Annotated in this window: 19 protein-coding genes; 13 read left to right on the top strand and 6 right to left on the bottom strand. The window is 62.3% G+C overall.

Features of this window, described 5'->3' with window-relative positions:
- Window positions 1–269: 269 nt before the first annotated feature.
- Window positions 270–1,082, bottom strand: coding sequence for a GNAT family N-acetyltransferase (locus ACYPXD_RS23700; protein WP_459716707.1), 813 nt, complete (start codon window positions 1,080–1,082; stop codon window positions 270–272).
- A gap of 385 nt (window positions 1,083–1,467) precedes the next feature.
- Between ACYPXD_RS23700 and imuA the strand changes: the two genes are divergently transcribed.
- The 3 genes from imuA (at window position 1,468) to ACYPXD_RS23685 (ending at window position 6,892) form a co-directional block, all read left to right on the top strand.
- On the top strand, window positions 1,468–2,175 hold the full coding sequence (gene imuA, locus ACYPXD_RS23695; RefSeq protein ID WP_459716704.1) for a translesion DNA synthesis-associated protein ImuA: 708 nt from the start codon (window positions 1,468–1,470) through the stop codon (window positions 2,173–2,175).
- The gene (locus ACYPXD_RS23690) at window positions 2,105–3,592 is read left to right on the top strand and encodes a Y-family DNA polymerase (RefSeq protein ID WP_459716702.1); all 1,488 of its coding nucleotides are present in this window, start codon (window positions 2,105–2,107) and stop codon (window positions 3,590–3,592) included. The genes imuA and ACYPXD_RS23690 overlap by 71 nt, the downstream gene beginning before the upstream one ends.
- A gap of 114 nt (window positions 3,593–3,706) precedes the next feature.
- On the top strand, window positions 3,707–6,892 hold the full coding sequence (locus tag ACYPXD_RS23685; RefSeq protein WP_459716769.1) for an error-prone DNA polymerase: 3,186 nt from the start codon (window positions 3,707–3,709) through the stop codon (window positions 6,890–6,892).
- A gap of 18 nt (window positions 6,893–6,910) precedes the next feature.
- Here ACYPXD_RS23685 and ACYPXD_RS23680 read toward each other — a convergent pair whose 3' ends face one another.
- Together ACYPXD_RS23680 and ACYPXD_RS23675 are read right to left on the bottom strand one after the other, a co-directional pair.
- Window positions 6,911–7,828 carry a dTDP-4-dehydrorhamnose reductase family protein gene (locus tag ACYPXD_RS23680; RefSeq protein ID WP_459716699.1) on the bottom strand — a complete coding sequence of 306 codons (918 nt, stop codon included), beginning with the start codon at window positions 7,826–7,828 and terminating at the stop codon, window positions 6,911–6,913.
- Window positions 7,829–7,857: 29 nt separating this feature from the next.
- The gene (locus tag ACYPXD_RS23675; RefSeq protein WP_459716697.1) at window positions 7,858–8,067 is read right to left on the bottom strand and encodes a cation transporter; all 210 of its coding nucleotides are present in this window, start codon (window positions 8,065–8,067) and stop codon (window positions 7,858–7,860) included.
- A 142-nt stretch (window positions 8,068–8,209) separates the two neighbouring features.
- Here ACYPXD_RS23675 and cueR point away from each other — a divergent pair, with 142 nt between their 5' ends.
- The 3 genes from cueR to ACYPXD_RS23660 all read left to right on the top strand — a co-directional run bounded on the left by cueR (window position 8,210) and on the right by ACYPXD_RS23660 (window position 9,662).
- Complete coding sequence (gene cueR / locus ACYPXD_RS23670; RefSeq protein WP_459716694.1) at window positions 8,210–8,635, top strand: Cu(I)-responsive transcriptional regulator; 426 nt, start codon at window positions 8,210–8,212, stop codon at window positions 8,633–8,635.
- Between the two features lie 288 nt (window positions 8,636–8,923).
- Complete coding sequence (locus ACYPXD_RS23665) at window positions 8,924–9,070, top strand: DUF3563 family protein (protein WP_459716692.1); 147 nt, start codon at window positions 8,924–8,926, stop codon at window positions 9,068–9,070.
- A 217-nt stretch (window positions 9,071–9,287) separates the two neighbouring features.
- Window positions 9,288–9,662 carry a hypothetical protein gene (locus ACYPXD_RS23660; RefSeq protein ID WP_459716690.1) on the top strand — a complete coding sequence of 125 codons (375 nt, stop codon included), beginning with the start codon at window positions 9,288–9,290 and terminating at the stop codon, window positions 9,660–9,662.
- 82 nt (window positions 9,663–9,744) lie between these two features.
- Here ACYPXD_RS23660 and ACYPXD_RS23655 read toward each other — a convergent pair whose 3' ends face one another.
- Both ACYPXD_RS23655 and ACYPXD_RS23650 read right to left on the bottom strand, forming a co-directional pair.
- Window positions 9,745–10,590 carry a 23S rRNA (adenine(2030)-N(6))-methyltransferase RlmJ gene (locus ACYPXD_RS23655; protein ID WP_459716688.1) on the bottom strand — a complete coding sequence of 282 codons (846 nt, stop codon included), beginning with the start codon at window positions 10,588–10,590 and terminating at the stop codon, window positions 9,745–9,747.
- Window positions 10,591–10,797: 207 nt separating this feature from the next.
- On the bottom strand, window positions 10,798–11,769 hold the full coding sequence (locus ACYPXD_RS23650) for a potassium channel beta subunit family protein (RefSeq protein ID WP_459716686.1): 972 nt from the start codon (window positions 11,767–11,769) through the stop codon (window positions 10,798–10,800).
- A gap of 228 nt (window positions 11,770–11,997) precedes the next feature.
- On the opposite strand from ACYPXD_RS23650, the gene ACYPXD_RS23645 reads away from it, so the two are divergent.
- Together ACYPXD_RS23645 and ACYPXD_RS23640 are read left to right on the top strand one after the other, a co-directional pair.
- Window positions 11,998–12,795, top strand: a complete 798-nt coding sequence (locus ACYPXD_RS23645; RefSeq protein WP_459716684.1) for a 3-hydroxybutyrate dehydrogenase — start codon at window positions 11,998–12,000, stop codon at window positions 12,793–12,795.
- Between the two features lie 15 nt (window positions 12,796–12,810).
- Window positions 12,811–14,142 (top strand): DUF3734 domain-containing protein, encoded by a 1,332-nt coding sequence (locus tag ACYPXD_RS23640; protein ID WP_459716680.1) that lies wholly within the window; start codon window positions 12,811–12,813, stop codon window positions 14,140–14,142.
- A gap of 194 nt (window positions 14,143–14,336) precedes the next feature.
- Here ACYPXD_RS23640 and ACYPXD_RS23635 read toward each other — a convergent pair whose 3' ends face one another.
- Complete coding sequence (locus ACYPXD_RS23635; RefSeq protein ID WP_459716677.1) at window positions 14,337–15,536, bottom strand: amino acid aminotransferase; 1,200 nt, start codon at window positions 15,534–15,536, stop codon at window positions 14,337–14,339.
- Between the two features lie 612 nt (window positions 15,537–16,148).
- Here ACYPXD_RS23635 and uvrB point away from each other — a divergent pair.
- From uvrB to ACYPXD_RS23610, 5 genes are all read left to right on the top strand, one after another.
- Window positions 16,149–18,242 (top strand): excinuclease ABC subunit UvrB, encoded by a 2,094-nt coding sequence (uvrB, locus tag ACYPXD_RS23630; protein WP_459716673.1) that lies wholly within the window; start codon window positions 16,149–16,151, stop codon window positions 18,240–18,242.
- Between the two features lie 410 nt (window positions 18,243–18,652).
- Complete coding sequence (locus ACYPXD_RS23625; protein ID WP_459716671.1) at window positions 18,653–19,201, top strand: iron transporter; 549 nt, start codon at window positions 18,653–18,655, stop codon at window positions 19,199–19,201.
- A gap of 117 nt (window positions 19,202–19,318) precedes the next feature.
- Window positions 19,319–19,654 carry a cupredoxin domain-containing protein gene (locus ACYPXD_RS23620; protein WP_459716766.1) on the top strand — a complete coding sequence of 112 codons (336 nt, stop codon included), beginning with the start codon at window positions 19,319–19,321 and terminating at the stop codon, window positions 19,652–19,654.
- Window positions 19,655–19,777: 123 nt separating this feature from the next.
- Window positions 19,778–20,623, top strand: a complete 846-nt coding sequence (locus tag ACYPXD_RS23615) for an FTR1 family iron permease (RefSeq protein WP_459716763.1) — start codon at window positions 19,778–19,780, stop codon at window positions 20,621–20,623.
- Window positions 20,620–22,026: a 4Fe-4S binding protein gene (locus ACYPXD_RS23610; RefSeq protein WP_459716669.1), complete on the top strand. Its 1,407-nt coding sequence runs from the start codon at window positions 20,620–20,622 to the stop codon at window positions 22,024–22,026. Before ACYPXD_RS23615 ends, ACYPXD_RS23610 begins: the two co-directional genes overlap by 4 nt.
- The last annotated feature ends 63 nt before the right edge of the window (window positions 22,027–22,089 follow it).

The following is a 22,089-nucleotide window of genomic DNA, read 5'->3' as shown; positions in this document are numbered from 1 at the left end:
TGCGGATTGCCCGTGTGAAAGTAGGTAATCGTCAGGCTCCCCCTCGCAGAAACACTAACCCCGCCCTCATCAGGGCGGGGTTTGTGCGTTTACGGCGGCTAAAAACGGTTTGGCACTCCAAGGCAGTGAAAGAAGACTCTTCGCACCTTCCGCAGTCGGCAATGCTGTAGGCGCCTTGAATTAGATCGTTTGAACTTCCAGGCAGCCGACACCGGATTGATTACTACCGCCCTTCGGACTTCGCCGCACGCATCGGACATCTGGGTGTTCTACTGCGCGACATAATGCGGTCGGAAATATGCAAACGAGAAGCCTGCGCGAACCACATTGCGATGCGACCCATTCGCCGGCTCACCGATGCCAGCATGGTAGGTGTCGACGGTCAGCATGTTCACGCCGAGCGCAGCAGCGTCGTTGATACGACGCGCGAGCATGGCGCTTTGCACCCCCTTGCCACGGTGCGTGGGAAGCGTCGTGCCTATCCCGAGCCATGCGTTGCCGTCCTTGAGGAACATGGCTCCGGCCCCGACCGGCGTTGATCCGTCATAGGCAACGTAAGTTCTCCAGTTCGGCCGTCCGCACAAGGCCCCGAACCAATTCTCAAAACCTTCGTTCATCTCGAATCCCTGCCTTACCGTGATGCCGAAATCAGCAGCATGCGCGGCGGTGGCGAGCCGCACGTCGTACGGGCATTCAATCGTGTTGACGGGCTCTGTTGCGGCGCGCCGAAATTTGGCAACCCCCGGCTTCGCTAACGTCAAGCCGTTCCGTGAAAGCCACTCGGGTAAATCCAGGGGGCGTGCGCCAACGGCCAGAGGGACAGCCCACATCGGCCCGCAATGATCTCTTAGCCACGTTACCGCCTTTTCGACGGTGCCTTGATCGACGCCTTCGCTGATGCCTATCGCCAACGATCTGTTAAAGATGATCTTTTGCGACTTCCTGACAGCGAACAATCCAAAGTTGCCCACCCGCTGGACGGACAACCCAACTGCGCTTGAAAAGGCGGCTGGCGCTGCGGCATAGCAGTCGGTCCATGCGTCCATTTCGATCCGCTCGATATCGGCTATTGTGTCGTTCATCACATGAACTCGAATTTTTCAGTCGACGTCTTTATTGCCACCCGTCTGAAGATATGCGATACGCGTTAACGCAGGCAATATGAGCTTGAACAAAACGGGTTGGGCGCGATCACAAAAACGGCGCTCGCGCGGGCCGTGCGCGCATGTATCGGCGTTTCCATCGGGTGTCGGATCCGCGGCATATAGGTCGCCTGGGTGTAGCCCGCGCTGCGTCCAATGGCCGAGCGCGACTATCGCTATAAGAACGCATTCTTCAGCCTGAAAGCGCTCAGTTCATCTTCTTACCTCAGTCGAATCCCCTTCCGCGCATTTCAAAAAGTACCCGTTCAAAGCTCTGAATTACGTGTAGGATACTGTATGGATATACAGTCTTTTCCTACAATCGATGTCAACCGTGGCGATCCCTGCCGAAGAAATTCATCCGGCGCTCTGGCGAGCCTCGCAGCTTGCGCACGGGCGGGGGAAGACGGTCGACACAGGCTATCCGGTCCTGTCCGCGGAATTGCCGGGTGGCGGATGGCCGCTCGGTGAACTCGTCGATTTGATGGTGGACCAGCCCGGTGTCGGTGAAATGCGGCTTCTGCTGCCCGCACTCAGTCTGCTCAACGAGCGGCCCATCGCGTTGATCAAGCCGCCGCATATCCCGGACGGGCCGGGCCTGAACTACATCGGTCTGTCGCTCGATCGGCTGTTGCAGATCAAGGCGACGAAGATCACCGACGCATTATGGTCTGCCGAGCAGATTCTTCAGGCCGGCAGTTGCGGCGCGGTGCTGCTGTGGGTGCAGCACGCGAAAGCATCGTCGTTGCGGCGCCTGCATCTGGCTGCTCAATCATCCGAGACGCTGTTCATCATGGTTCGGCCGCTTACGGCCGCACAAGATTCATCGCCTGCCTTATTGCGATTGGCGTTACGGCCGGCCGCGGAAGGTTTGATGATCGACATTGTGAAACGACGAGGTCCCATGCGCGCGGAGCCTCTGTCGATTTCCCTGCAACCCACTCCTGTTCTGTATTCCCGTCATGCGCGTCTTTCTCGCCGTCCATTTGCCGAAGCTGCGCCTCGAAGTCTTCCAGCCGAAGTGGTCGCGTGAGCATGCGGCAGCCGGGGTGGCGCATGGCTGTGCCGTGCTGGAGAAGGGCGTGGTGGTCATCGTCGATCGCGCGGCCCGGGCGGCCGGTGTGCGTCCCGGCATGAAGCGGGGAGGCGTGCACACCCTCGCACCGCAGACACGTTTATACGAGCGCGACATCGCACGCGAAAACGCCGTGCAGCAGGAAGTCGGCATCGCGCTCATGAAGTTCTCACCGGATGTCGCCTTGCTCGACGAGGCGACGATCATCGTCGAAGTCGGCGCGAGCCTGCGGCTTTTCGGTGGCGTGCTGTCGCTGTGCCGGCAGGCAAAGGCGTTGCTCGATACGTTCGGCCTGACCGCGCGCATCAGCGCGGCGCCGACCGGCCAGGGCGCGTGGCTGCTCGCGAAACACGGCAATCGGAGAGTGCTGCAAATCAGCTCGCTCGAGCGCGCGCTCGCGCCATTGCCGATGCATGCGGTGCCGGAAATCCGTCCGTTTGCCGACTGGTTCACGGGGCTTGGCTGCGAAGCGATTGCCGATGTGCGTCGTCTGCCGCGCGCGGGCTTGCAGCGTCGTTGCGGCGAGCATCTGCTCGATTCGCTCGATCGCGCCTTCGGCATGGCGCCCGAGCTGTTCGACTGGCTCGAGTTGCCGCCCACTTTTGCCGCGCGCATCGAGTTGCCTGATCGTCTTGAGCATGCGGACGGTGCGGTATTTGCCGCGCATCGGTTGCTTGCACAACTATGTGGCTGGCTATGCGCGAAGCAACTCGCGGCCGCCGCGGTGATGCTTACTTTCGAACACGAACGGGGCAGGCAGGCGCTCGAGCCGACGCTGATCGAAATTGCACTCGGCGAACCGGCATGGCGCGAGGAGCATCTGCTGCGGCTCGTGAAGGAGCGTCTGCATCGAGCGGAATTGCCGGCGCCGGCCATTGCGCTGCGACTCGATGCGACAAAAATCGCATCGGCGAAGCCCGCCACCGACAGTCTTTTCCCGGAGCCGGGCGGCACACGCGAAGACCATGCGCGTCTGCTTGAATTGCTCATCGCGCGTCTGGGCGCGGAAAACGTGCTGCGTCCCGCGCCGACGGCCGATTACCGTCCGGAGATCGCGAATCGCTGGGTGCCGGTCGCCGATCGGGAAAAGAAGATCGCATTGCCGCAGGGCTTGCCGCGCCCGACATGGCTGCTGGAAACACCGGTGCGCCTGTTGATGCGTCAGAACAGGCCGTTCTACGGTTCGCCGCTGCGCAAGGTATCACGAGCCGAACGCATCGAAGCCGGCTGGTTCGACAACGGCTTCATTACGCGCGACTACTACGTCATGCAGGCGGAAGATCTCAGCTGCTACTGGATCTACCTCGAGCGCGTCAACAGCCGTGCGGCCGCTGATGAGGAACAGCGCTGGTTTTTGCATGGTCTGTTCGGCTAACGGCTGCAGGAAGCGCGACAGGAAGCGCGACAGGAAGCACGACAGGAAGCACGACAGGAAGCACGACAGGAAGCACGACACAACGAGACCATGGATCCATCTTCCGCTCAGCCCATGCCCCTGTCGGCCGATACGTCGACGTTCGTCGAACCATCCGTTGCATCGTTCGCATTGCCGGCGTACGCGGAGCTGTTCTGCTTCTCCAATTTCACGTTCCTGCATGGCGCCTCACATGCGGAGGAACTGGTGCAGCGCGCGCTGGAACTGGGCTATTCGGGACTGGCCATTACCGACGAATGCTCGCTTGCAGGCGCTGTGCGCGCTTATGTCGCGGCAAAGGAAACGAGCTTGCCGCTCGTCATCGGCTCGTATTTTCAGCTGCGCAATGCCGATGGCTCGCCGGCTTTCGGACTCATCCTGCTAGCACAGAACCGCGAGGGCTACGGCAACCTGTCGGAGCTGATCACGCTTGCCCGCAAGCGCGCGCCGAAAGGCGACTACCGCGTGACGCCGCATGACCTGTCGCGACCCGATCGCGATCACGCGCATCTGCGCGGCATGCCCGACTGTCTTGCCATTCTGGTGCCGGAATTTCCCGCGAAAGAGGAAGCGCTCGAGGCGCAAATCAAATGGCTCGACGAGACTTTCCCGGGCCGGGCATGGGTCGGCCTCGTGCTGCATCAGCGCGCGATGGACGATATTCATCGCGGTGCGGTCGAACATGTCGCAGGCTATTTGCAGGTGCCGGTCGTCGCGCTCGGTCACGTCGTAATGCACGTGCGCTCGCGCAAGCCGTTGCAGGACACGCTGACGGCAATTCGCATCGGCAAGCCGGTATATGAATGCGGCTACGATCTCGCGCCGAATGCGGAACAGCATCTGCGTGCGCGAGTGCGCCTCGCCAAGCTTTATCCCGAGCACACGTTGCGAGAGACGCTCAGTGTGCTTGGACGTTGTACGTTTCAGCTCAAGGAAGTCGCCTATGAGTATCCCGATGAGATCATCCCCGCAGGCTTCACGCCGACCACCTATTTAAGGCAGGAAACGTACAAAGGCGCACAAGGACGCTTTCCATCGGGCATTCCCTGCGAGACCCGGCAGCAAATCGAACGCGAACTGGCGCTAATCGAAGATCTGAAATACGAGCCGTTTTTTCTGACGGTCTATGACATAGTCAGCTATGCACGCAGTCAGCACATTCTGTGTCAGGGACGTGGCTCGGCAGCCAACTCGGCTGTTTGCTATTGCCTTCGTATCACCGAAGTGAATCCGGACCAGGGCAACATGCTGTTCGAGCGTTTCATTTCGAAAGAGCGTGGCGAGCCGCCGGATATCGACGTCGACTTCGAGCATCAGCGGCGCGAAGAAGTCATTCAGTATATCTACAACAAATATGGCCGCGACCGCGCGGCGATCGCAGCGGCGGTATCGACTTACCGGCCGCGCGGTGCGCTGCGGGAAACCGGCAAGGCGCTCGGCATCGATCCGCAGATCGTCGACAAGGTGGCGAAGTCGCATCACTGGTTCGATTCGAGCCGCGATCTGCTGAAGCGTTTCGAAGAGGTAGGCCTCGATCCGGAAACGCCGTTGATCCAGATGTGGGCGAAGCTCGCATCGCAACTACTCAATTTTCCGCGGCATCTATCGCAGCATTCGGGCGGTTTCGTGATCAGCCGCGGCAAGCTGACACGGCTCGTGCCTGTCGAGAATGCGGCCATGCCGGATCGGTCGGTCATCCAGTGGGACAAGGACGATCTCGAATCGCTTGGTTTGCTGAAAGTGGATGTGCTGGCGCTCGGCATGCTGTCGGTGATTCGCCGCGCGCTCGATTTCGTCGCGCAGCGGCGCGGCGAGCCTTTTGAAATGCAGTCGATCAAGGATGATGACGAGAAGACCTACGAAATGATCTCGCGCGCCGATACGATCGGCGTGTTCCAGATCGAATCGCGTGCGCAGATGAGCATGCTGCCGCGGCTGAAACCGAAGGAGTTCTACGACCTCGTCATTGAAGTCGCGATCGTGCGGCCCGGGCCGATCCAGGGTGGGGCGGTGCATCCGTATCTGCGGCGGCGTCAAGGGCTCGAGCCGGAGAGTTATCCGAGCGACAGGCTGAAGACTGCGTTGGGCCGCACGCTCGGCGTGCCGATTTTCCAGGAGCAGGTGATGCAGGTCGCAATTATCGCGGCTGGATTCACACCGGGCGAAGCCGATCAGCTGCGTCGTTCGATGGCGGCCTGGAAGCGCAAGGGCGGCCTGCAGAAATACTATGATCGGATCGTCAACGGCATGCTGGAACGTGACTACGAAAAGAGTTTCGCCGACTCGATCTTCGAGCAGATCAAAGGCTTCGGCGAGTACGGTTTTCCGGAGAGCCATGCCGCCAGCTTTGCGCTGCTCGTCTATAAGAGCAGCTGGCTCAAGTGTCACGAGCCCGAGGCGTTTCTCGCTGCGTTGCTCAATAGCCAACCAATGGGTTTTTACTCGCCGTCGCAGCTTGTGCAAGACGCGAAGCGTCATGGTGTCAGGGTGTTGCCGGTCGACGTCATGGTGAGCGGCTGGGATTCGTCGCTCGAGACACTCGCGGGCGAAGCGCGTCCTGCGGTGCGTCTCGGGCTTTCGCTGCTACGCGGTATGAAGGACGGCGCAGCGGAGCGCATCGAGATTGCACGCGCCGTGCGGCCATTCATCAGCGTGCACGATCTCGCGCACCGCGCGCAGCTCGACCGCCGCGACCTGCATGTGCTGGCCGATGCGAATGCGCTCGCGACGCTTGCCGGCAATCGTCGTGAAGCGTTGTGGCAGTCGGTGGCCGCCGTGCCGGACAAGGACATGCTGGCGGGCACCGCGGTCACGGACGAAACGCCTGCGCTGGGCGCACCGTCGGAAGCGCAGGATATCGTCGCGGACTATCGGTCCGCCGGCCTCACGCTCGGGCGCCATCCGCTCGAGTTGCTAAGACCGCAGTTGCTCGAGCACCGGCTGATACCGGCCGCGACGCTGAACACGTATCGCAACGGCCGGCTTGCACGCGGCTGCGGCATCGTCACGGTGCGGCAGCAGCCGGGCACCGCGAAAGGCGTGATTTTCGTGACGATCGAAGACGAAACCGGCAACGTCAACGTGATTGTATGGCCGAAGCTCGTCGAAGCGCAGCGCAAGGAGTTGCTGGGCGCATCGCTGCTGGCGGTGTACGGCGTCTGGCAATGTCAGGGCGACGTGCGGCACCTCGTTGCGCATCGGCTTGTCGATATGTCGCATCTGCTCGGCGGATTGCAGTCGACGAGTCGGGATTTTTGCTGATGAGCGCGCTGCGCCGTCTCACCTCGCCTTGCCGTGCCACGGAAACCCGGCCAGCACCTGCCGGATCGCGACATCGAATGGCGTGCGGCGACCGATGCCGAGCGCTTCGAGCACGCTCGAATCGAGATGGCAATCGCGCGGACGAGGCGTCGCGTCGGCCGGCGTGTGCTGCGGCGTCAATTGCGCATCGACGCCGAGCGCATCGGCGAGTCGCTGCGCGATGTCGTACTTCGTCATCGGCTCGTCGCCCGACCATTGCGTTATGCCGCACACCGGCTCGCCGCGCGCGTGCCGCTCGAGCATTTGCACGATCACGAAGGCGACATCGGGCGTGAAGGTCGGGTAGCGCGTCGCCCATGCGTCCATCACGGCGGGATGCCGCGCAGCGCTCGCCGAAGCGGCGATCGCCGGCACGAGGCTCGTCACCGCCGACTCCTGCCAACCGACCATCGGCCCGTACAGCAACGGCAACCGGAGCACGCAGCCATTGCCGGTCGTATCGAAGAGCGCCTGCTCGCCTTCCAGCTTGCTGCGGCCATAAGCATTGACCGGCGCAGGCGGGGCATCGTGACGATAGGGCGGCCGGGTGCCGTCGAACACGTAATCGGTTGAAATCGACAACACCCACGCGCCGTGCCGTTGCGCCGCGCTTGCAATCGCACGTACCGCGTCGACGTTCAACGCACGCGCAAGAGCCGGATCGTTTTCGCAGACGTCGGGACGCCGCTCGGCCGCGGCAATCACGATCGCGTCCGGCGCTTGCTGGTCGACGAAGCGCGCAATGGCGTTTTCATCGCGGATATCGAGCGGGACCTGCGACGCCTGCGCATGCGCGAACGCCGTTTGCACGACCTGCCACTGTGTCTGCTGCGACAGCCGTTGCGCGATCGCACGGCCCAGCAGGCCCGATGCGCCGATTAAAGCGACCTTGTACATGCGATGGTCCTGATCACGTTTTCGCGACGTTATGGGTTGGCGACGGCGACGACCGTGTAGCCCGCATCGTCGATGGCCTCTTTCAAAATCTCGACCGATGCGGACGATTCGACGGCCACCTTGCCCGCCGCCAGATCGACCCGGACATTCGCGGCCGCGTCGCGCTCGCGAATCGCGTTGGTGACGGCCGATACGCAATGCTGGCAGCTCATGCCTTCCACGTTGAATTCGATGGTCATTTGAGACTCCTTATGCAAACAGGTAGGACGACGGTTGGATTATGCCTAGCGGATCGCAACGGCCTTCCGGCGGGAGGCTGAGCTTCCCATCATGGGAAGATGTAGGATCGGACGGCACGGTGATGAAACAGGAACAAGCGACATGAATATTGGCGAAGCCGCTCGCGCATCGGGCGTCACGGCGAAAATGATCCGCTACTACGAGAGCGTGGGCCTGCTGGCGGCGAGAGAACGCACGCCGGCGGGTTACCGCGTGTACGGGACGCAGGAGGTGCATTCCTTGCGCTTTATCCGCCAGGCGCGGCGCCTCGGCTTTCTCGTCGACGATATCCGCCGCCTGCTTGCGCTGTGGCACGATCGCTCGCGCGCCAGCGCCGAAGTCAAGGCGATCGCACTCGAGCATGTTGCGGAACTCGACCGGCGGATCGCCGAACTGACGGAGATGCGTGACACGCTGGCCCATCTCGCGGCCCATTGCCACGGCGACGACCGGCCCGACTGCCCGATCATCGAGCGGCTCGCGGCCAGCGACGGCTATCACGACAGCGGCGCGTGCCACGGCGGATGAGCGCCGAGCCGTAACGGATCGCCGGCCGCTGTTGTATCGCAAAACGCACAACTGTGGTGCATTTTCCTGCGAATGCGCTGAGATTACGCGCTCCGTCGGCGGAAACTGACGTGAAATCAATCGCTTGGATCCGCCAGCGCGACGCACCATTCCAAATCGGAATGCACGCGATTCAGGCATTTCACTGGCAGACACGCGGCGGACGGTTATAATGCGGGTTAACCCTTTTACGGGAAATCCCTGATGTCCAATCCACCGGGGATTCATACTGGTCCTTGGAGAAGCATCATGATCGCGTACATCGTCGAAAAACTGAGCAACTGGTTCGAAACCGCTGAACAAAGCCGTCGCGAAACGTATCTGGCCGAATCGACCGATATCGTTCAGCTGGAACAGCGGATCCGCGAAGTGGAAAAGGGCGGCTATTCGCTGTAAGCCACCCGAAGCGGCGCGACGCCGTAGTTGATCAAGCCCCGTTTTGCGGGGCTTTGTCGTTTCTGGCACCCGTACACTGAATATTCACTAGTCTGAACGTTGCCACTGCGGTAAGGTAAAGCGGTTTTTTGATATGGGCCTATGTGCCCGTCATGGACCTCGCGGCTGGCTCCGCAGGTGGCCTTCGTCGTTATCCCGTAACCCGATTCGCTTACTCATGCGCAACGCCCGTTCGATCCGCTTCGCGACCCCTGCCACGGCTTCGATGCTGCTGGCGACCGCGCTCATTGCTTCGACCGCTTTCGCGGCGGGCGCCGGACAGCCGCTGATCCTCGACACGCAACACGGCATCAGCGATGGCCAAAGCGGCATCGTGCTGCAAAACGCGCCGCTCTCGCAGGAACCGATTGTGCAGGCGGCGCCCGCGGCCCAGCCCGAGCAGCTTGCGCCGTACAACCAGTCGACGCCGATCTATGTGGCGCCGTACATCAATCTGCCGACGAATGCGTCGAATGGCGGAAGGCCGCCGCACTCAGGCGGGACGCAACCTCAAGCGCCGCGTCCGACGCCGCAGCCGCGGCTTCCCCAATAGCGCGCCAGCCAGCAGGCGCAGGCAACGCGAAGGCCGTTCACGCACCGCCAGGCAGCGGCCTCGGCAACGTCCGACAGCCCGTCTAGTCCAGCCGGAACTCGACCTTGAATTGAGCCGCTTTATCCTGTCCTAACGCTTCGACAAGCCAGGGCATCGTTTCCTTCATCGCATTCGGCAGCGTGTACGGCGGGTTCACGACGAACATGCCGCTGCCGAACAGGCCGAATCCATCGGCCGGCGGGCTGGAAACGGTCAGCGACACATGCAGCCAGTTCTTCTCCTGCAAGCGCTTGAGCTGATCCGCGAACCGCTGCGATTCGGGACGCGACACCTGCGGATACCAGACTGCATACGTGCCCGTCGCAAAGCGCTTCAGACCGTCTTCGACGCAATTGAGCGTGCGCGTGTAGTCGCGCTTGTCCTCGTACGATGGATCGATCAGCACGAGTCCGCGCCGGGGCGGCGGCGGCAGCAACGGCTTGATGCCTTCGAGTCCGTCGCCCGCGAACAGCATCGCCCGCTTGCCGGCGTCGCGGAAGTTGTGCCGCAGCACGTCGATTTCGGTGCTATGCAGTTCGAACAGACGCATCCGGTCTTGCGCGCGCATCAGGCGCCACGCGAGATAGGGCGAACCGGGGTAATAACGAAGCTCGCCGTCCGGATTGAGGGCCGACACTTCCTCGACGTAGTCGGCCAGCACCGGCGGCAGGTCGGTGCGCTTCCATAGCTTCTCGATGCCGCTTGCCGACTCGGCGGACTTGGCCGCGTAGCCTTCTTTCAACGCATACACGCCGGCGCCGGCATGTGTGTCGATGTACCAGTACGCCTTGTCTTTCTGGCCAAGGTAGTGGAGCAATTGCACGAGTACGGCGTGCTTCAGAACGTCGGCATGATTGCCCGCGTGGAAGGCGTGTCGATAGCTGAGCATGGTGGGATCGATCCGGGGCGGGTGTCCAAAACAGATAGGCACGTGCCGGCCGTTCCGACCGGTGACGCATCGTTTAACACGTTGACGGTTCGTGCAACGCGGGCGCGTATTGTAGTACGCGACGCCGGGTGTACGCGACGCCGCGTCCGCTGTATTCAGCCTCCACCGACGACGACCCGGCGTTGCCGCGTTACGCTCCGCCCATGTTCATTGATCCGCGTCGCCGACAATCGCCTCGATGCGCTCCTTGATTTCCGGCGTCATTTTCGCGGCGACGTCTTGTGCCTTCATGTTTTCGCCGATCTGTTCGACGCGCGACGCGCCGGTAATCACGGTGCTCACATTCGGGTTCTTCAGGATCCACGCGAGCGCCAGTTGCGCGAGCGAGCAGCCGAGTTCGTCGGCAACATTGCCAAGCTTGCCGACGATATTGTTCTTGTTCGTGTCGGTCAGCGCGTTGCGCATCCAGTCGAAGCCTTGCAGCTCCGCGCGGCTGCCGGCCGGTACGCCGTTGCGGTACTTGCCGGTCAGGAGGCCCGATGCGAGCGGGCTCCATGTTGTCAAGCCGAGGCCGAGGTCTTCGTAAAGCCGGCTGTACTCCTGCTCGACACGTTTGCGGCAAAACAGGTTGTACTGCGGCTGCTCCATGACCGGCTTGTGCAGATGATGCCGCTCGGCTATTTCGTACGCCGCGCGGATTTCATCGGCGCTCCATTCGGATGTGCCCCAGTACTGCGCCTTGCCGCGCGCGATGATGTCGCTCATCGCCCAGACCGTTTCCTCGATCGGCGTATGCGGATCGGGACGATGGCAGAACACGAGATCGACGTAGTCGAGCTGCAGGCGCGCAAGCGAGCCGTCGATCGCGTTCATCAGGTACTTCCGGTTCAACGTGTGATACTGGTTCGGCGCTTCTTTGAGGCCCCAGAAGAACTTCGTGGAGACGACATAGCTGACGCGCGGCCATGCGAGTTCCTTGAGTGCATGGCCCATGATTTCCTCGGACTTGCCGCCTGCGTAGACTTCGGCGTTATCGAAGAAATTGACGCCCGCGTCGCGTGCCGCGGCGAGCGATTCGCGCGCGACGCGACGGTCCACCTGATTGCCGTATGTGACCCACGAGCCGATCGACAATTCGCTAACCTGAAGACCCGAACGGCCCAGACGACGATAGTTCATGCCTTTCCCCTTTATTTATCCGACAGTTGTTCAAGCACTGCTTGAGAGCCGCCTAGCTTAATCCGATTCCGCGCAGCGTGTGACACGTGCCTTGCGCGTTCCGCTTCATGCACAATAGCAGCGCTGGACGCAGTGCAACATTCGGCCGAACGGCATATGCCGTTCGGCTAGCTTCACGGCGCACGCGCGTCATGGTTTCATTGTTCACCTACTGCATGGAGGTTCTGGATGTCGTCACTGAATACGAGTCTCACGGGCAAGGTCGCGGTCGTTACGGGCGCGGCGAGCGGCATCGGCAAACAGATCGCGTTGACGCTGTCGCAAGCCGGCGCGGCCGTCGCCATTGCCGACCTGAACCAGGACGGCGCGAATGCGGTTGCCGACGAAATCCGGAAGGCAGGCGGCAAGGCAATCGGTGTCGCGATGGACGTGACGAATGAAGACGCCGTCAACCAGGGCATCGACAAGGTCGCCGCCGAATTGGGCTCGGTCGATATCCTTGTTTCGAATGCCGGCATCCAGATCGTTAACCCGATCGAGAACTACGCGTTTTCCGACTGGAAGAAGATGCAGGCGATCCACGTCGACGGTGCGTTCCTCACCACGAAGGCGGCGCTCAAGCATATGTACAAGGACGATCGCGGCGGCGTCGTGATCTACATGGGCTCGGTGCATTCGCATGAGGCCTCTCCGCTCAAGTCCGCGTACGTGGCCGCCAAGCATGCGCTGCTCGGTCTCGCGCGCGTGCTTGCCAAGGAGGGCGCCAGGCATAACGTGCGCTCGCATGTCGTTTGCCCGGGCTTCGTGCGCACGCCGCTCGTCGACAAGCAGATTCCCGAGCAGGCGAAGGAACTTGGCATCAGCGAGGAAGAAGTCGTCAAGCGCGTGATGCTGGGCGGCACGGTGGACGGCGTGTTTACCACCGTCGAAGATGTGGCGCAGACCGTGCTGTTCCTGTCGGCGTTCCCGACCGCGGCGTTGACCGGTCAGTCGTTTATCGTGAGCCACGGCTGGTACATGCAATAACCATGGAGATCATGCATGGCACAACGCAACGTCAAAGAGGCTCGCGCCGGCGCGGCCGGCGAACGTAGCGGCGAGCGGGCAGGTGCGGCTGCCGGCGCCGCTGCTGCCGACGCGACTATCGAGGTGACTGCCCGCGCAACTGCCAGCGCAACTGCCCGCGCGGCCGCCAGCGCGGTGGCCAGCGCACGCGCAAGCGGTCGCATCGGGTTGCCGCAGTACGAGACGATCGCGCTGATGCTGCAAGGCGGCGGCGCGCTCGGCGCGTATCAGGCTGGTGTGTACCAGGGCCTCCACGAGGCGGGCATTGTGCCGAACTGGCTCGCGGGTATTTCGATCGGCGCCCTGAATACCGCGATTATCGCCGGCAATGCGCCCGAACATCGCGTCGAGCGGCTGCTCGAATTCTGGGAAACGATCTGTCAGCCTGCGTTCGGGCCGCCGTTGCCGCCTTTCGTCGAGCACGCGCTCTTCAACTCCACGGACGCGGTCCGCAAGGCGTTCACCGCGATGCAGGCCGTCGGCGCAATCGTTGACGGGCAGAAGGGCTTTTTCGTGCCGCGCTTTCCGCCGCCGCTGCCGACCGTGTCCGGTCCGCCGCAAGTCGCGAGCTTCTACGACACGACGCCACTGAAAGCGACGCTCGAGCGGCTCTGCGATTTCGATCGCATCAACTCGGGCGAGATGCGGGTATCCATTGGGGCGGTCAACGTCGGCACCGGTAACTTCGCTTACTTCGACAACACGCATCCGGACACGGTGCTCAAGCCGGAGCACTTCATGGCGTCGGGCGCGTTGCCGCCGGGCTTCGGCGCGGTCGAGATCGACGGGCAGTACTACTGGGATGGCGGACTGATGTCGAACACGCCGCTCTATCAAGTCGCGCAGACGACGCCGCGCCGCGATACGCTCGCCTTCCAGGTCGATTTGTGGAGCGCGGTCGGCCCTGTGCCGGACAACATCACCGATGTGCAGGGGCGGTTGAAAGACATCCAGTATTCGAGCCGCACGCGTTACGTCACGGACACGATGCAGCGTACGCAGCGCTTCAGGCACGTGTTGCGCGAACTGCTCGAGCGCGTGGCGCCCGAACATCGCAACGACCCGTGGTGCAAGCTGGCCGACGAACTATCGTGCTCGAAGCGCTACAACGTGATCCATCTGATCTATCGGAACAAGGAGTACGAGGGGCACTACAAAGACTATCAGTTCGGCTTGTCGACGATGCGCGAACACTGGCAAAGCGGCCTCGACGACATTCAGGCGTCGCTTGCGCAGCCGGGCTGGCTCGATATGCCGGACAACGACTCAGGCTTTGTCACGCACGATATTCATCGCGACGCGCGCTGATATTCGGCGCGGCGCGCGGGCGGCTGCTTGCGCCTTTCCTGCCGTAAAAAAGCGCGGAGCAAACGCGCACAGCGAATGAGCAAACAAAAAGCGGCACTGATTCTACAGTGCCGCTTTCGTTTTCGGATCCTGCGTTGACCGCAGCCGAATGCGGCATAGCGCAACCCGCCGCCCAGCCGCTACCGCTCGCCGCTTTACTTCAACACTTGTGCGATCGCATTCGCCACTACATCGAGGTTGCGCGTGTTGAGCGCCGCGACGCAGATACGGCCGGTGCTGACCGCATAGATGCCGAACTCTTCGCGCAGACGATCGACCTGTGCCGCCGTCAGCCCCGAGTACGAGAACATGCCGCGTTGCGCGTTCACGAAGCTGAAGTCGCGATTGACGCCCGCGGCCTGCAGACGCTCGACCAGGCCATTACGCATCGCGCGGATACGATCGCGCATTTCGCCGAGTTCCGCTTCCCACGTCGCACGCAGTTCCGAGGAGCCGAGCACGGCCGCCACGACCGAGCCGCCATGCGTCGGCGGGTTCGAATAGTTCGTGCGGATCACGCGCTTCAGCTGCGACAGCACGCGCGAGCCTTCTTCCTTGCTGCTCGTGATGATCGACAGTGCGCCGACGCGCTCACCGTACAGCGAGAACGACTTCGAGAACGACGACGATACGAACACGTTCAGTTCCGACTGCGCGAAGAGACGCACGGCTGCTGCGTCCGCCTCGATGCTGTCGCCGAAGCCCTGATACGCGATATCGAGGAACGGAACGAGCTGGCGTGCCTTCACGACTTCGACGACCTGGCGCCACTGGTCGGCCGTCAGATCGACGCCGGTCGGGTTGTGGCAGCACGCATGCAGCACGACGACCGTGCCCGGCGCGTAACCGTTCAGTGCCGTCAGCATGCCTTCGAAATTGACGCCGTTCGTCTTCGCGTCGTAGTACGGATACGAGACCACCTCGAAGCCGGCGTTCTCGAACAGCGCACGGTGGTTTTCCCAGCTCGGGTCGCTGATCGCGACTTTCGCCGACGGGTTCAGACGCTTGAGGAAATCCGCGCCGATTTTCAGTGCGCCAGTGCCGCCGAGCGCTTGCGCGGTGATGACGCGGCCGGCTGCGACGAGCGGCGAATCCTTGCCGAGCAGCAGTTGCTGGACTGCCGCGTCATAAGCGGCGATGCCTTCGATCGGCAGATAGCCGCGCGGCAGCGCCGCCTCGATGCGTGCCTTTTCCGCGTCGCGCACTGCACGCAGCAGCGGAATCTTGCCTTCCTCGTTCGTGTAAACGCCCACGCCGAGATTGACCTTGGTCGGACGCGGGTCGGCGTTGAAGGCTTCGTTCAGGCCCAGGATCGGGTCGCGGGGGGCAAGTTCGACAGCGGAAAAGAGAGACATGATGGTTCGGCAGTAGTGAAAGGGAAGACGGCGACGGGATAGCTTCTCGATCGGGTTAAAGCGGGTTAAAGCGGGTTAAAGCGGGTTAAAAGCGGATTAAAAGCGGCTTGAAACGGCCTGTAAGCGCGCGGCTCGTCACCTGCAAAAAATGCAAAGAGGCGGCCTCGCCGCGAAGCGTAACGTGCCATTGTAGCGAATTGTCGGGCGATTTTCGGCGCGAATCTGTTGGAATGCAGCATGATGACCACATATGCGAGCTTGCGCGGGTCGCCGCGGCGCGCAGCGCAGTGAGCCGCGCGACGAAACGCGTTGGGCGCGGCGACAGGACGGTTTGAGCGGGTTCGAGCGGATTTGAGTGCCGGATGCCTGCCGGCGTCGCCCCGCTTCGAGCCCGCAAGCCAGCTTGCAAACCGGCCGGCAAACCAGCCCGAAACGCCGCACCAAAGGTCCCGGCGCGCCGGAAGTACCGCGCCTGAAGGTTCGCACCTCGAAAACGAACCGACCGGCCTGACACGCGTATCTGAATCTGCGCTCAAACCGCAATCCACTCACAGCCCGCCGCTTCGCAAATCGCTAGAATAGTCGTTTGCTTTCGGCCCAGGATGCCGCCTCATGTCCGAACATCACCTGAGTGAAGTCAACGACACGCTCGACGAATCCAAATTCGTCTCGTTCGAAGACTCGCCGTTTAAGCTCTACCAGCCGTATCCGCCGGCCGGCGACCAGCCGACGGCTATCCAGACGCTCGTCGAAGGGGTCGAGGACGGGCTGTCGTTCCAGACGCTGCTCGGTGTCACCGGCTCCGGCAAGACCTACACGATGGCCAACACCATCGCGCGGCTCGGCCGCCCGGCCATCGTGTTTGCGCCGAACAAGACGCTCGCCGCGCAGCTGTACGCGGAGTTTCGCGAGTTTTTTCCGCGCAATGCGGTCGAGTACTTCGTCTCGTACTACGACTACTACCAGCCGGAAGCGTACGTGCCGCAGCGCGACCTGTTTATCGAGAAAGACTCGTCGATCAACGAGCACATCGAACAGATGCGTCTGTCGGCAACGAAGAGCTTGATGGAGCGCCGCGATGTGGTGATCGTCGCGACCGTGTCGGCAATCTACGGTATCGGCAACCCGTCCGAATACCACCAGATGATTCTCACGCTCAGAACCGGCGATCGGATGGGGCAGCGTGAGGTGATCGCGCGGCTGATCGCGATGCAGTACACGCGCAACGAGGCCGATTTCCAGCGCGGCACATTCCGCGTGCGCGGCGACACGATCGACGTGTTTCCGGCCGAACACGCCGAAATGGCGGTGCGCATCGAGCTTTTCGACGACGAAATCGACACGCTGCAACTGTTCGATCCGCTCACGGGCCGTGTGCGCCAGAAGATTCCGCGCTTTACCGTCTACCCGTCGTCGCACTATGTGACGCCGCGCGAAACCGTGATGCGCGCGGTCGAAACGATCAAGGCCGAACTGCGCGAGCGGCTCGAGTTCTTCCATTCGCAAGGCAAGCACGTCGAAGCGCAACGGCTCGAGCAGCGCACGCGTTTCGACCTCGAGATGCTGCAGGAGCTCGGCTTTTGCAAAGGCATCGAGAACTACTCGCGGCACTTCTCGGGCGCGTTGCCGGGCGAGCCGCCGCCGACGCTGGTCGACTACCTGCCGCCCGATGCGCTGATGCTGCTCGACGAATCGCACGTGCTGATCGGCCAGTTGAACGGCATGTACAACGGCGACCGCGCGCGCAAGGAAAACCTCGTCGATTACGGCTTTCGCCTGCCGTCGGCGCTCGACAACCGGCCGCTCAAGTTCAACGAGTTCGAGCGCAAGATGCGCCAGGTCGTGTTCGTGTCGGCGACGCCCGCCGACTACGAAAAGAAGACGGCCGGGCAGGTGGCCGAGCAGGTGGTGCGTCCGACGGGCCTCGTCGATCCGCAAATCGAAGTGCGTCCGGCGCGCAGCCAGGTCGACGATGTGCTCGGCGAAATCAACGAGCGCGTGAAGGCGGGCGACCGCGTGCTCGTCACGGTGCTGACAAAGCGCATGGCCGAGCAGCTGACCGAATTCCTCGCGGACCACGGCGTGAAAGTGCGCTATCTGCACAGCGATATCGATACGGTCGAGCGCGTCGAAATTATCCGCGACCTGCGTCTTGGCACGTTCGATGTGCTCGTCGGCATCAACCTGCTGCGCGAAGGGCTCGATATTCCCGAAGTGTCGCTCGTCGCGATTCTCGATGCGGATAAGGAAGGCTTCCTGCGCGCCGAGCGCTCGCTGATCCAGACGATCGGCCGCGCGGCGCGTAACGTGAACGGCAAGGCGATTCTGTACGCGGATAACGTCACCGATTCCATGCGCCGCGCGATCGACGAAACCGAGCGCCGGCGCGCCAAGCAGATCGCGTACAACGCAGAAATGGGTATCGTGCCGCGCGGCGTCGTCAAGCGGATCAAGGACATCATCGACGGCGTCTATAACGCGGACGAAGCGCGCACCGAACTGCGCGAGCAGCAGCAACGCGCGAAGTTCGAGGACATGTCCGAAAAGCAGCTTGCCAAGGAAATCAAACGCATCGAAAAGCAGATGATGGACTACGCCAAAAATCTCGAATTCGAAAAGGCGGCGCAGGCGCGCGATCAGCTCGCATTATTGCGCCAGCGCGTGTTCGGCGCGAACGTCGGCGACCATCTGACGGGCACCGATTGATGGCCGGCACCGATTGATTAAGTGAAACGTGGATCGGTTACGCTGCGTGCGGCATCGCGCCGCATGCGGTGTGACCCCTTGGCGTCCACCGGTTGTTTCACTTCGGCAAGACGACTACAAGCTCCCCGTAAACCCCTGTCGCAACTAGGTTTCCAGCGCGTTTTGCATTTGTCCCGGAAACAGAAGAGTGATAAACTCGCGACAAGTATTGAGAATGGTTCGCATTACCGTTATTTACTGGTTTCGCAATCGCAGAAGTCCGCGGTGAGCAGGCCGCAGCGATGTAGTCGGCGGCCGTGGTTGGCAGTCGCAGTTGGCAGTCGCAGTCGGCAGTATCAGCAAGCCTTGAAGTGAGTCGTCGCAGCGGATCGTGACGGTCCGCTTCGACTTACAAAAACAAAGGAGTTTCAATGCGCGTTTCGTCAATTTTGTGCGGTGGTCTTTTCGCCGTCGCCGCGGCTGTCGCTTTGCCGGCTACGGCCGCCGAGTATCCGATCGGCAAGCAGCAGATTCAGGGTGGCATGGAGATCGGCGCGGTGTATCTGCAGCCGATCACGATGGACCCTGAAGGGATGATGCGCAAGGCATCGGATTCGGACGTTCATCTCGAAGCCGACATCCATGCGGTCAAGAACAATCCAACCGGCTTTGCGGAAGGCGACTGGATGCCGTACCTGCAGGTGCATTACGAACTGACGAAGAACGGTTCGAGCTGGTCGCAGAAGGGCGATCTGATGGCGATGGTCGCGAACGACGGCCCGCACTACGGCGACAACGTGAAACTGTCGGGGCCCGGCAAGTATCACCTGAAGCTGATCGTCGAGCCGCCGATGCAGACCGGCCATATGGCCTTCGGCCGCCACGTCGACAAGGAAACCGGCGTGGGCCCGTGGTTCAAGCCGTTTACGCTCGACTACGACTTCACGTTCGCGGGCATCGGCAAGAAGGGCGGGTATTGAACCCGCGGAACGCAGCGGAACCCGGCGGGTCACGTAATCGGACTGCAATGCGTGGCGCGCGGCGCCACGCGTTCTTAAGCGAAGCTTCAGGGATGGTGCATGAGACTTAACAACAGGATGGTGCGTGCGGCAATCGCGGTGGTGTCGCTGGTGGGTTCGGCGGCTGTCGCCGACCTTGCGCATGCAGCCGATCTGCCGACGTTCCAGCTCGAGATGAACGACGGCAAGCTGAACCCGGCTCGCATCGAAGTGCCGTCCGGTCAGCGCATCAAGATCGAGGTGCATAACGTCGGCAAGGGCGCGGCCGAGTTCGAGAGCGTCGAGTTGCGCAAGGAAAAGGTACTGGCACCTGGGGCGTCGTCGTTTGTCGTGATCGCGCCGCTGTCGCCGGGCGAATACAAGTTCTTCGACGACTTTCATCAGCAGGCGCAAGGCGTGATCGTCGCGAAGTAAGGCAAGCAGCAAGGCAGGGCGGAAATTGCGGGACCGGGTTCGGGCAGTCGGTCGATGTCCACGGTCGCACAGGCAAGGTTCGGGAGCGCGCAGGCGCTTCTTGCAATGCGGTGGGAGGGATTGATGGGTCAGGTGATGTTCGTGGTGTGGCGTGAGAGTGTCGAGGCGCTGCTGGTCGTCGGCATCCTGTATGCATGGCTGAAGAACGGCGACGAGAATGCGCGGCGCGGCTTGCCCTTTTTGTGGGCGGGCGTGGGCCTGGGTGTGCTCGCGGCGATCGCGCTGGGCGCCGCACTGGTCGGCTTCACCGAAGTCCTGTCGGGCGACGCGCAGGACTATTTCCAGACCGCGATCGTGCTGATCGCCTGTGTGCTGATCGTGCAGATGGTGCTGTGGATGAAGAAGCACGGCCGCACGCTCAAGCGCGACATGGAACAATCGCTGCAAAAAAGCACGCAGGACGCGAACTGGTGGGGCATCACGCTGCTCGTCACACTCGCGATCGCGCGCGAGGGCAGCGAGACCGTGATCTTCCTCTACGGCGTCGGCTTCGGGCAGTCGGGGCATGTGCCGGTGAGCCAGCTGCTCGCCGCGGTGATCGGCCTCGCGCTCGCTTTCGTGACCTTCTACATCCTGCAACTGGGCGGCAAGGTGTTCTCGTGGCGTCTTTTCTTCCGCGTTACCGAGATCATGCTGCTGTTCCTCGGCGCGGGACTCTTCGAGACCGGTGTCGACAAACTGATCGACAAGGAATTCCTGCCCACCATCGTTGACCAGGTATGGAACACATCGTGGCTGCTCGATGATTCGAGCACGTTCGGCTCGCTCGTCGCGACGCTGACCGGCTATCGCGCGCATCCGGCGCTGATGAATCTGATTGCGTATGCGGTGTATTGGGCCGTCGTCTATCTGCTGATGCGCCGCGCACAGCGTCCGCTCGCGCAACGTCAGGCGGGGCGCGCCGCATGAGTAGCGTGGCGAGCCGACCGGGCCGGCTGGCCGAAGTCGGCCAGTGGATGCAGCGCCACGGCGCGGCGATCCGCGGCATCCAGTGGGTCGTCGTCGCGGTCTATGCATTTCTGATTCTGGTGCCGGCCTTCACGCCGCTGCCCGGCGATACGGCGCACTTGTGGAACAACCTCACGCTTGCCGCGCAGTTCGTGTTCTGGGGCATCTGGTGGCCATTCGTGCTGCTGTCGATGGTGATGCTCGGGCGCGTCTGGTGCGGCGTGCTATGCCCGGAAGGCGCGCTCGCCGAGTTCTCGAGCAAATTCGGCCGCGGCCGCGCGATTCCGCACTGGATGCGCTGGGGTGGGTGGCCCTTCGTCGCATTCGGCATCACGACCATCTACGGCCAGATGGTGAGCGTCTATCAGTATCCGAAAGCGGTGCTGCTCGTGCTCGGCGGGTCGACCTTCGCGGCGATGATCATCGGCTTGCTGTACGGGCGCGAGAAGCGCGTCTGGTGCAAGTACCTGTGCCCTGTGAACGGGGTGTTCGCGCTTCTGGCGCGGCTCGCGCCGTTTCACTACAAGGTCGACGAAGACGCATGGCGCCGCTCGTACAAAGAGGGCGAGCATGGCCATCGCGTGATTCCGATCAACTGCGCGCCGCTCGTGCCACTGCGCAATATGAAAGGCGCTTCGGCGTGTCATATGTGCGGGCGCTGCGCCGGCCATCGCGATGCGATCGCGCTCACGTGGCGCAAGCCCTCGACCGAAGTCGTCGAACTCGGCGACAAGCAGGCGAGCGCGTGGGACACCGCGCTGATCCTTTACGGTCTGCTCGGTATCGCGATCGGCGCATTCCACTGGACCGTGTCGCCGTGGTTTATCGGCGTCAAGCAGTTCCTCGCGACCTGGCTCATCGATCGCGACATCACATGGCCGCTCGACACCGATCACGTGCCGTGGTTCCTGTTCACGCATTATCCGGAGCAGAACGACGTCTTCTCGTGGCTCGACGGTACGATGGTGATCGGCTACATCGTCGTGACGGGGCTCGTGTACGGCACCGTGCTGCTTGCGCTGATGGCGGGTGCGTCGCGCGCGCTCGGCCGCTTCGACCGTACGCGGCTCCATCACCTCGCACAGGCGCTGATTCCGATTGCGGGCACCGGCGTGTTTCTCGGACTATCGGCCACGACGCTGTCGCTGCTGCGCGCCGAGCATGTGCCGCTTTTCTGGGCGTCGGATGTGCGGCTCACGATTCTCGCCGTCGCGAACCTCTGGAGTGCATGGCTCGCATGGCTCGTGACGCGGCGTTACAGCGCGCGGCTTTTCCAGCGCGGCTTCGCCATGCTATGGTTTATCGCTGCATTGGCGGTCGTCGATAGCGCGTGGTGGCTGATGTTCTGGGGCTGGGCGCGCTAACGGCGTGTCGAGTGACCCGAGTGTCGACCCAGTAGGCATTACGTATGACGTAGGCCTGTACGG

The sequence above is a fragment of the Paraburkholderia sp. 2C genome, from assembly GCF_054589215.1.
Note: the sequence above shows the minus strand (reverse complement) of the source record. Positions and strands in the feature narration are given on the sequence as shown.

Bases quoted from the DNA above. Each gene is read 5' to 3' on its own strand.
- ACYPXD_RS23625 (WP_459716671.1), top strand. From the start codon at position 18,653: ATGCGCGTTTCGTCAATTTTGTGCGGTGGTCTTTTCGCCGTCGCCGCG.
- imuA (WP_459716704.1), top strand. From the start codon at position 1,468: ATGTCAACCGTGGCGATCCCTGCCGAAGAAATTCATCCGGCGCTCTGG.
- ACYPXD_RS23610 (WP_459716669.1), top strand. From the start codon at position 20,620: ATGAGTAGCGTGGCGAGCCGACCGGGCCGGCTGGCCGAAGTCGGCCAG.
- ACYPXD_RS23660 (WP_459716690.1), top strand. From the start codon at position 9,288: ATGCGCAACGCCCGTTCGATCCGCTTCGCGACCCCTGCCACGGCTTCG.
- ACYPXD_RS23700 (WP_459716707.1), bottom strand. From the start codon at position 1,082: ATGAACGACACAATAGCCGATATCGAGCGGATCGAAATGGACGCATGG.
- ACYPXD_RS23635 (WP_459716677.1), bottom strand. From the start codon at position 15,536: ATGTCTCTCTTTTCCGCTGTCGAACTTGCCCCCCGCGACCCGATCCTG.
- ACYPXD_RS23655 (WP_459716688.1), bottom strand. From the start codon at position 10,590: ATGCTCAGCTATCGACACGCCTTCCACGCGGGCAATCATGCCGACGTT.
- ACYPXD_RS23640 (WP_459716680.1), top strand. From the start codon at position 12,811: ATGGCACAACGCAACGTCAAAGAGGCTCGCGCCGGCGCGGCCGGCGAA.
- ACYPXD_RS23615 (WP_459716763.1), top strand. From the start codon at position 19,778: ATGGGTCAGGTGATGTTCGTGGTGTGGCGTGAGAGTGTCGAGGCGCTG.
- ACYPXD_RS23620 (WP_459716766.1), top strand. From the start codon at position 19,319: ATGGTGCGTGCGGCAATCGCGGTGGTGTCGCTGGTGGGTTCGGCGGCT.
- cueR (WP_459716694.1), top strand. From the start codon at position 8,210: ATGAATATTGGCGAAGCCGCTCGCGCATCGGGCGTCACGGCGAAAATG.
- ACYPXD_RS23690 (WP_459716702.1), top strand. From the start codon at position 2,105: ATGCGCGTCTTTCTCGCCGTCCATTTGCCGAAGCTGCGCCTCGAAGTC.
- ACYPXD_RS23685 (WP_459716769.1), top strand. From the start codon at position 3,707: ATGCCCCTGTCGGCCGATACGTCGACGTTCGTCGAACCATCCGTTGCA.
- ACYPXD_RS23680 (WP_459716699.1), bottom strand. From the start codon at position 7,828: ATGTACAAGGTCGCTTTAATCGGCGCATCGGGCCTGCTGGGCCGTGCG.
- uvrB (WP_459716673.1), top strand. From the start codon at position 16,149: ATGTCCGAACATCACCTGAGTGAAGTCAACGACACGCTCGACGAATCC.
- ACYPXD_RS23675 (WP_459716697.1), bottom strand. From the start codon at position 8,067: ATGACCATCGAATTCAACGTGGAAGGCATGAGCTGCCAGCATTGCGTA.
- ACYPXD_RS23665 (WP_459716692.1), top strand. From the start codon at position 8,924: ATGATCGCGTACATCGTCGAAAAACTGAGCAACTGGTTCGAAACCGCT.
- ACYPXD_RS23650 (WP_459716686.1), bottom strand. From the start codon at position 11,769: ATGAACTATCGTCGTCTGGGCCGTTCGGGTCTTCAGGTTAGCGAATTG.
- ACYPXD_RS23645 (WP_459716684.1), top strand. From the start codon at position 11,998: ATGTCGTCACTGAATACGAGTCTCACGGGCAAGGTCGCGGTCGTTACG.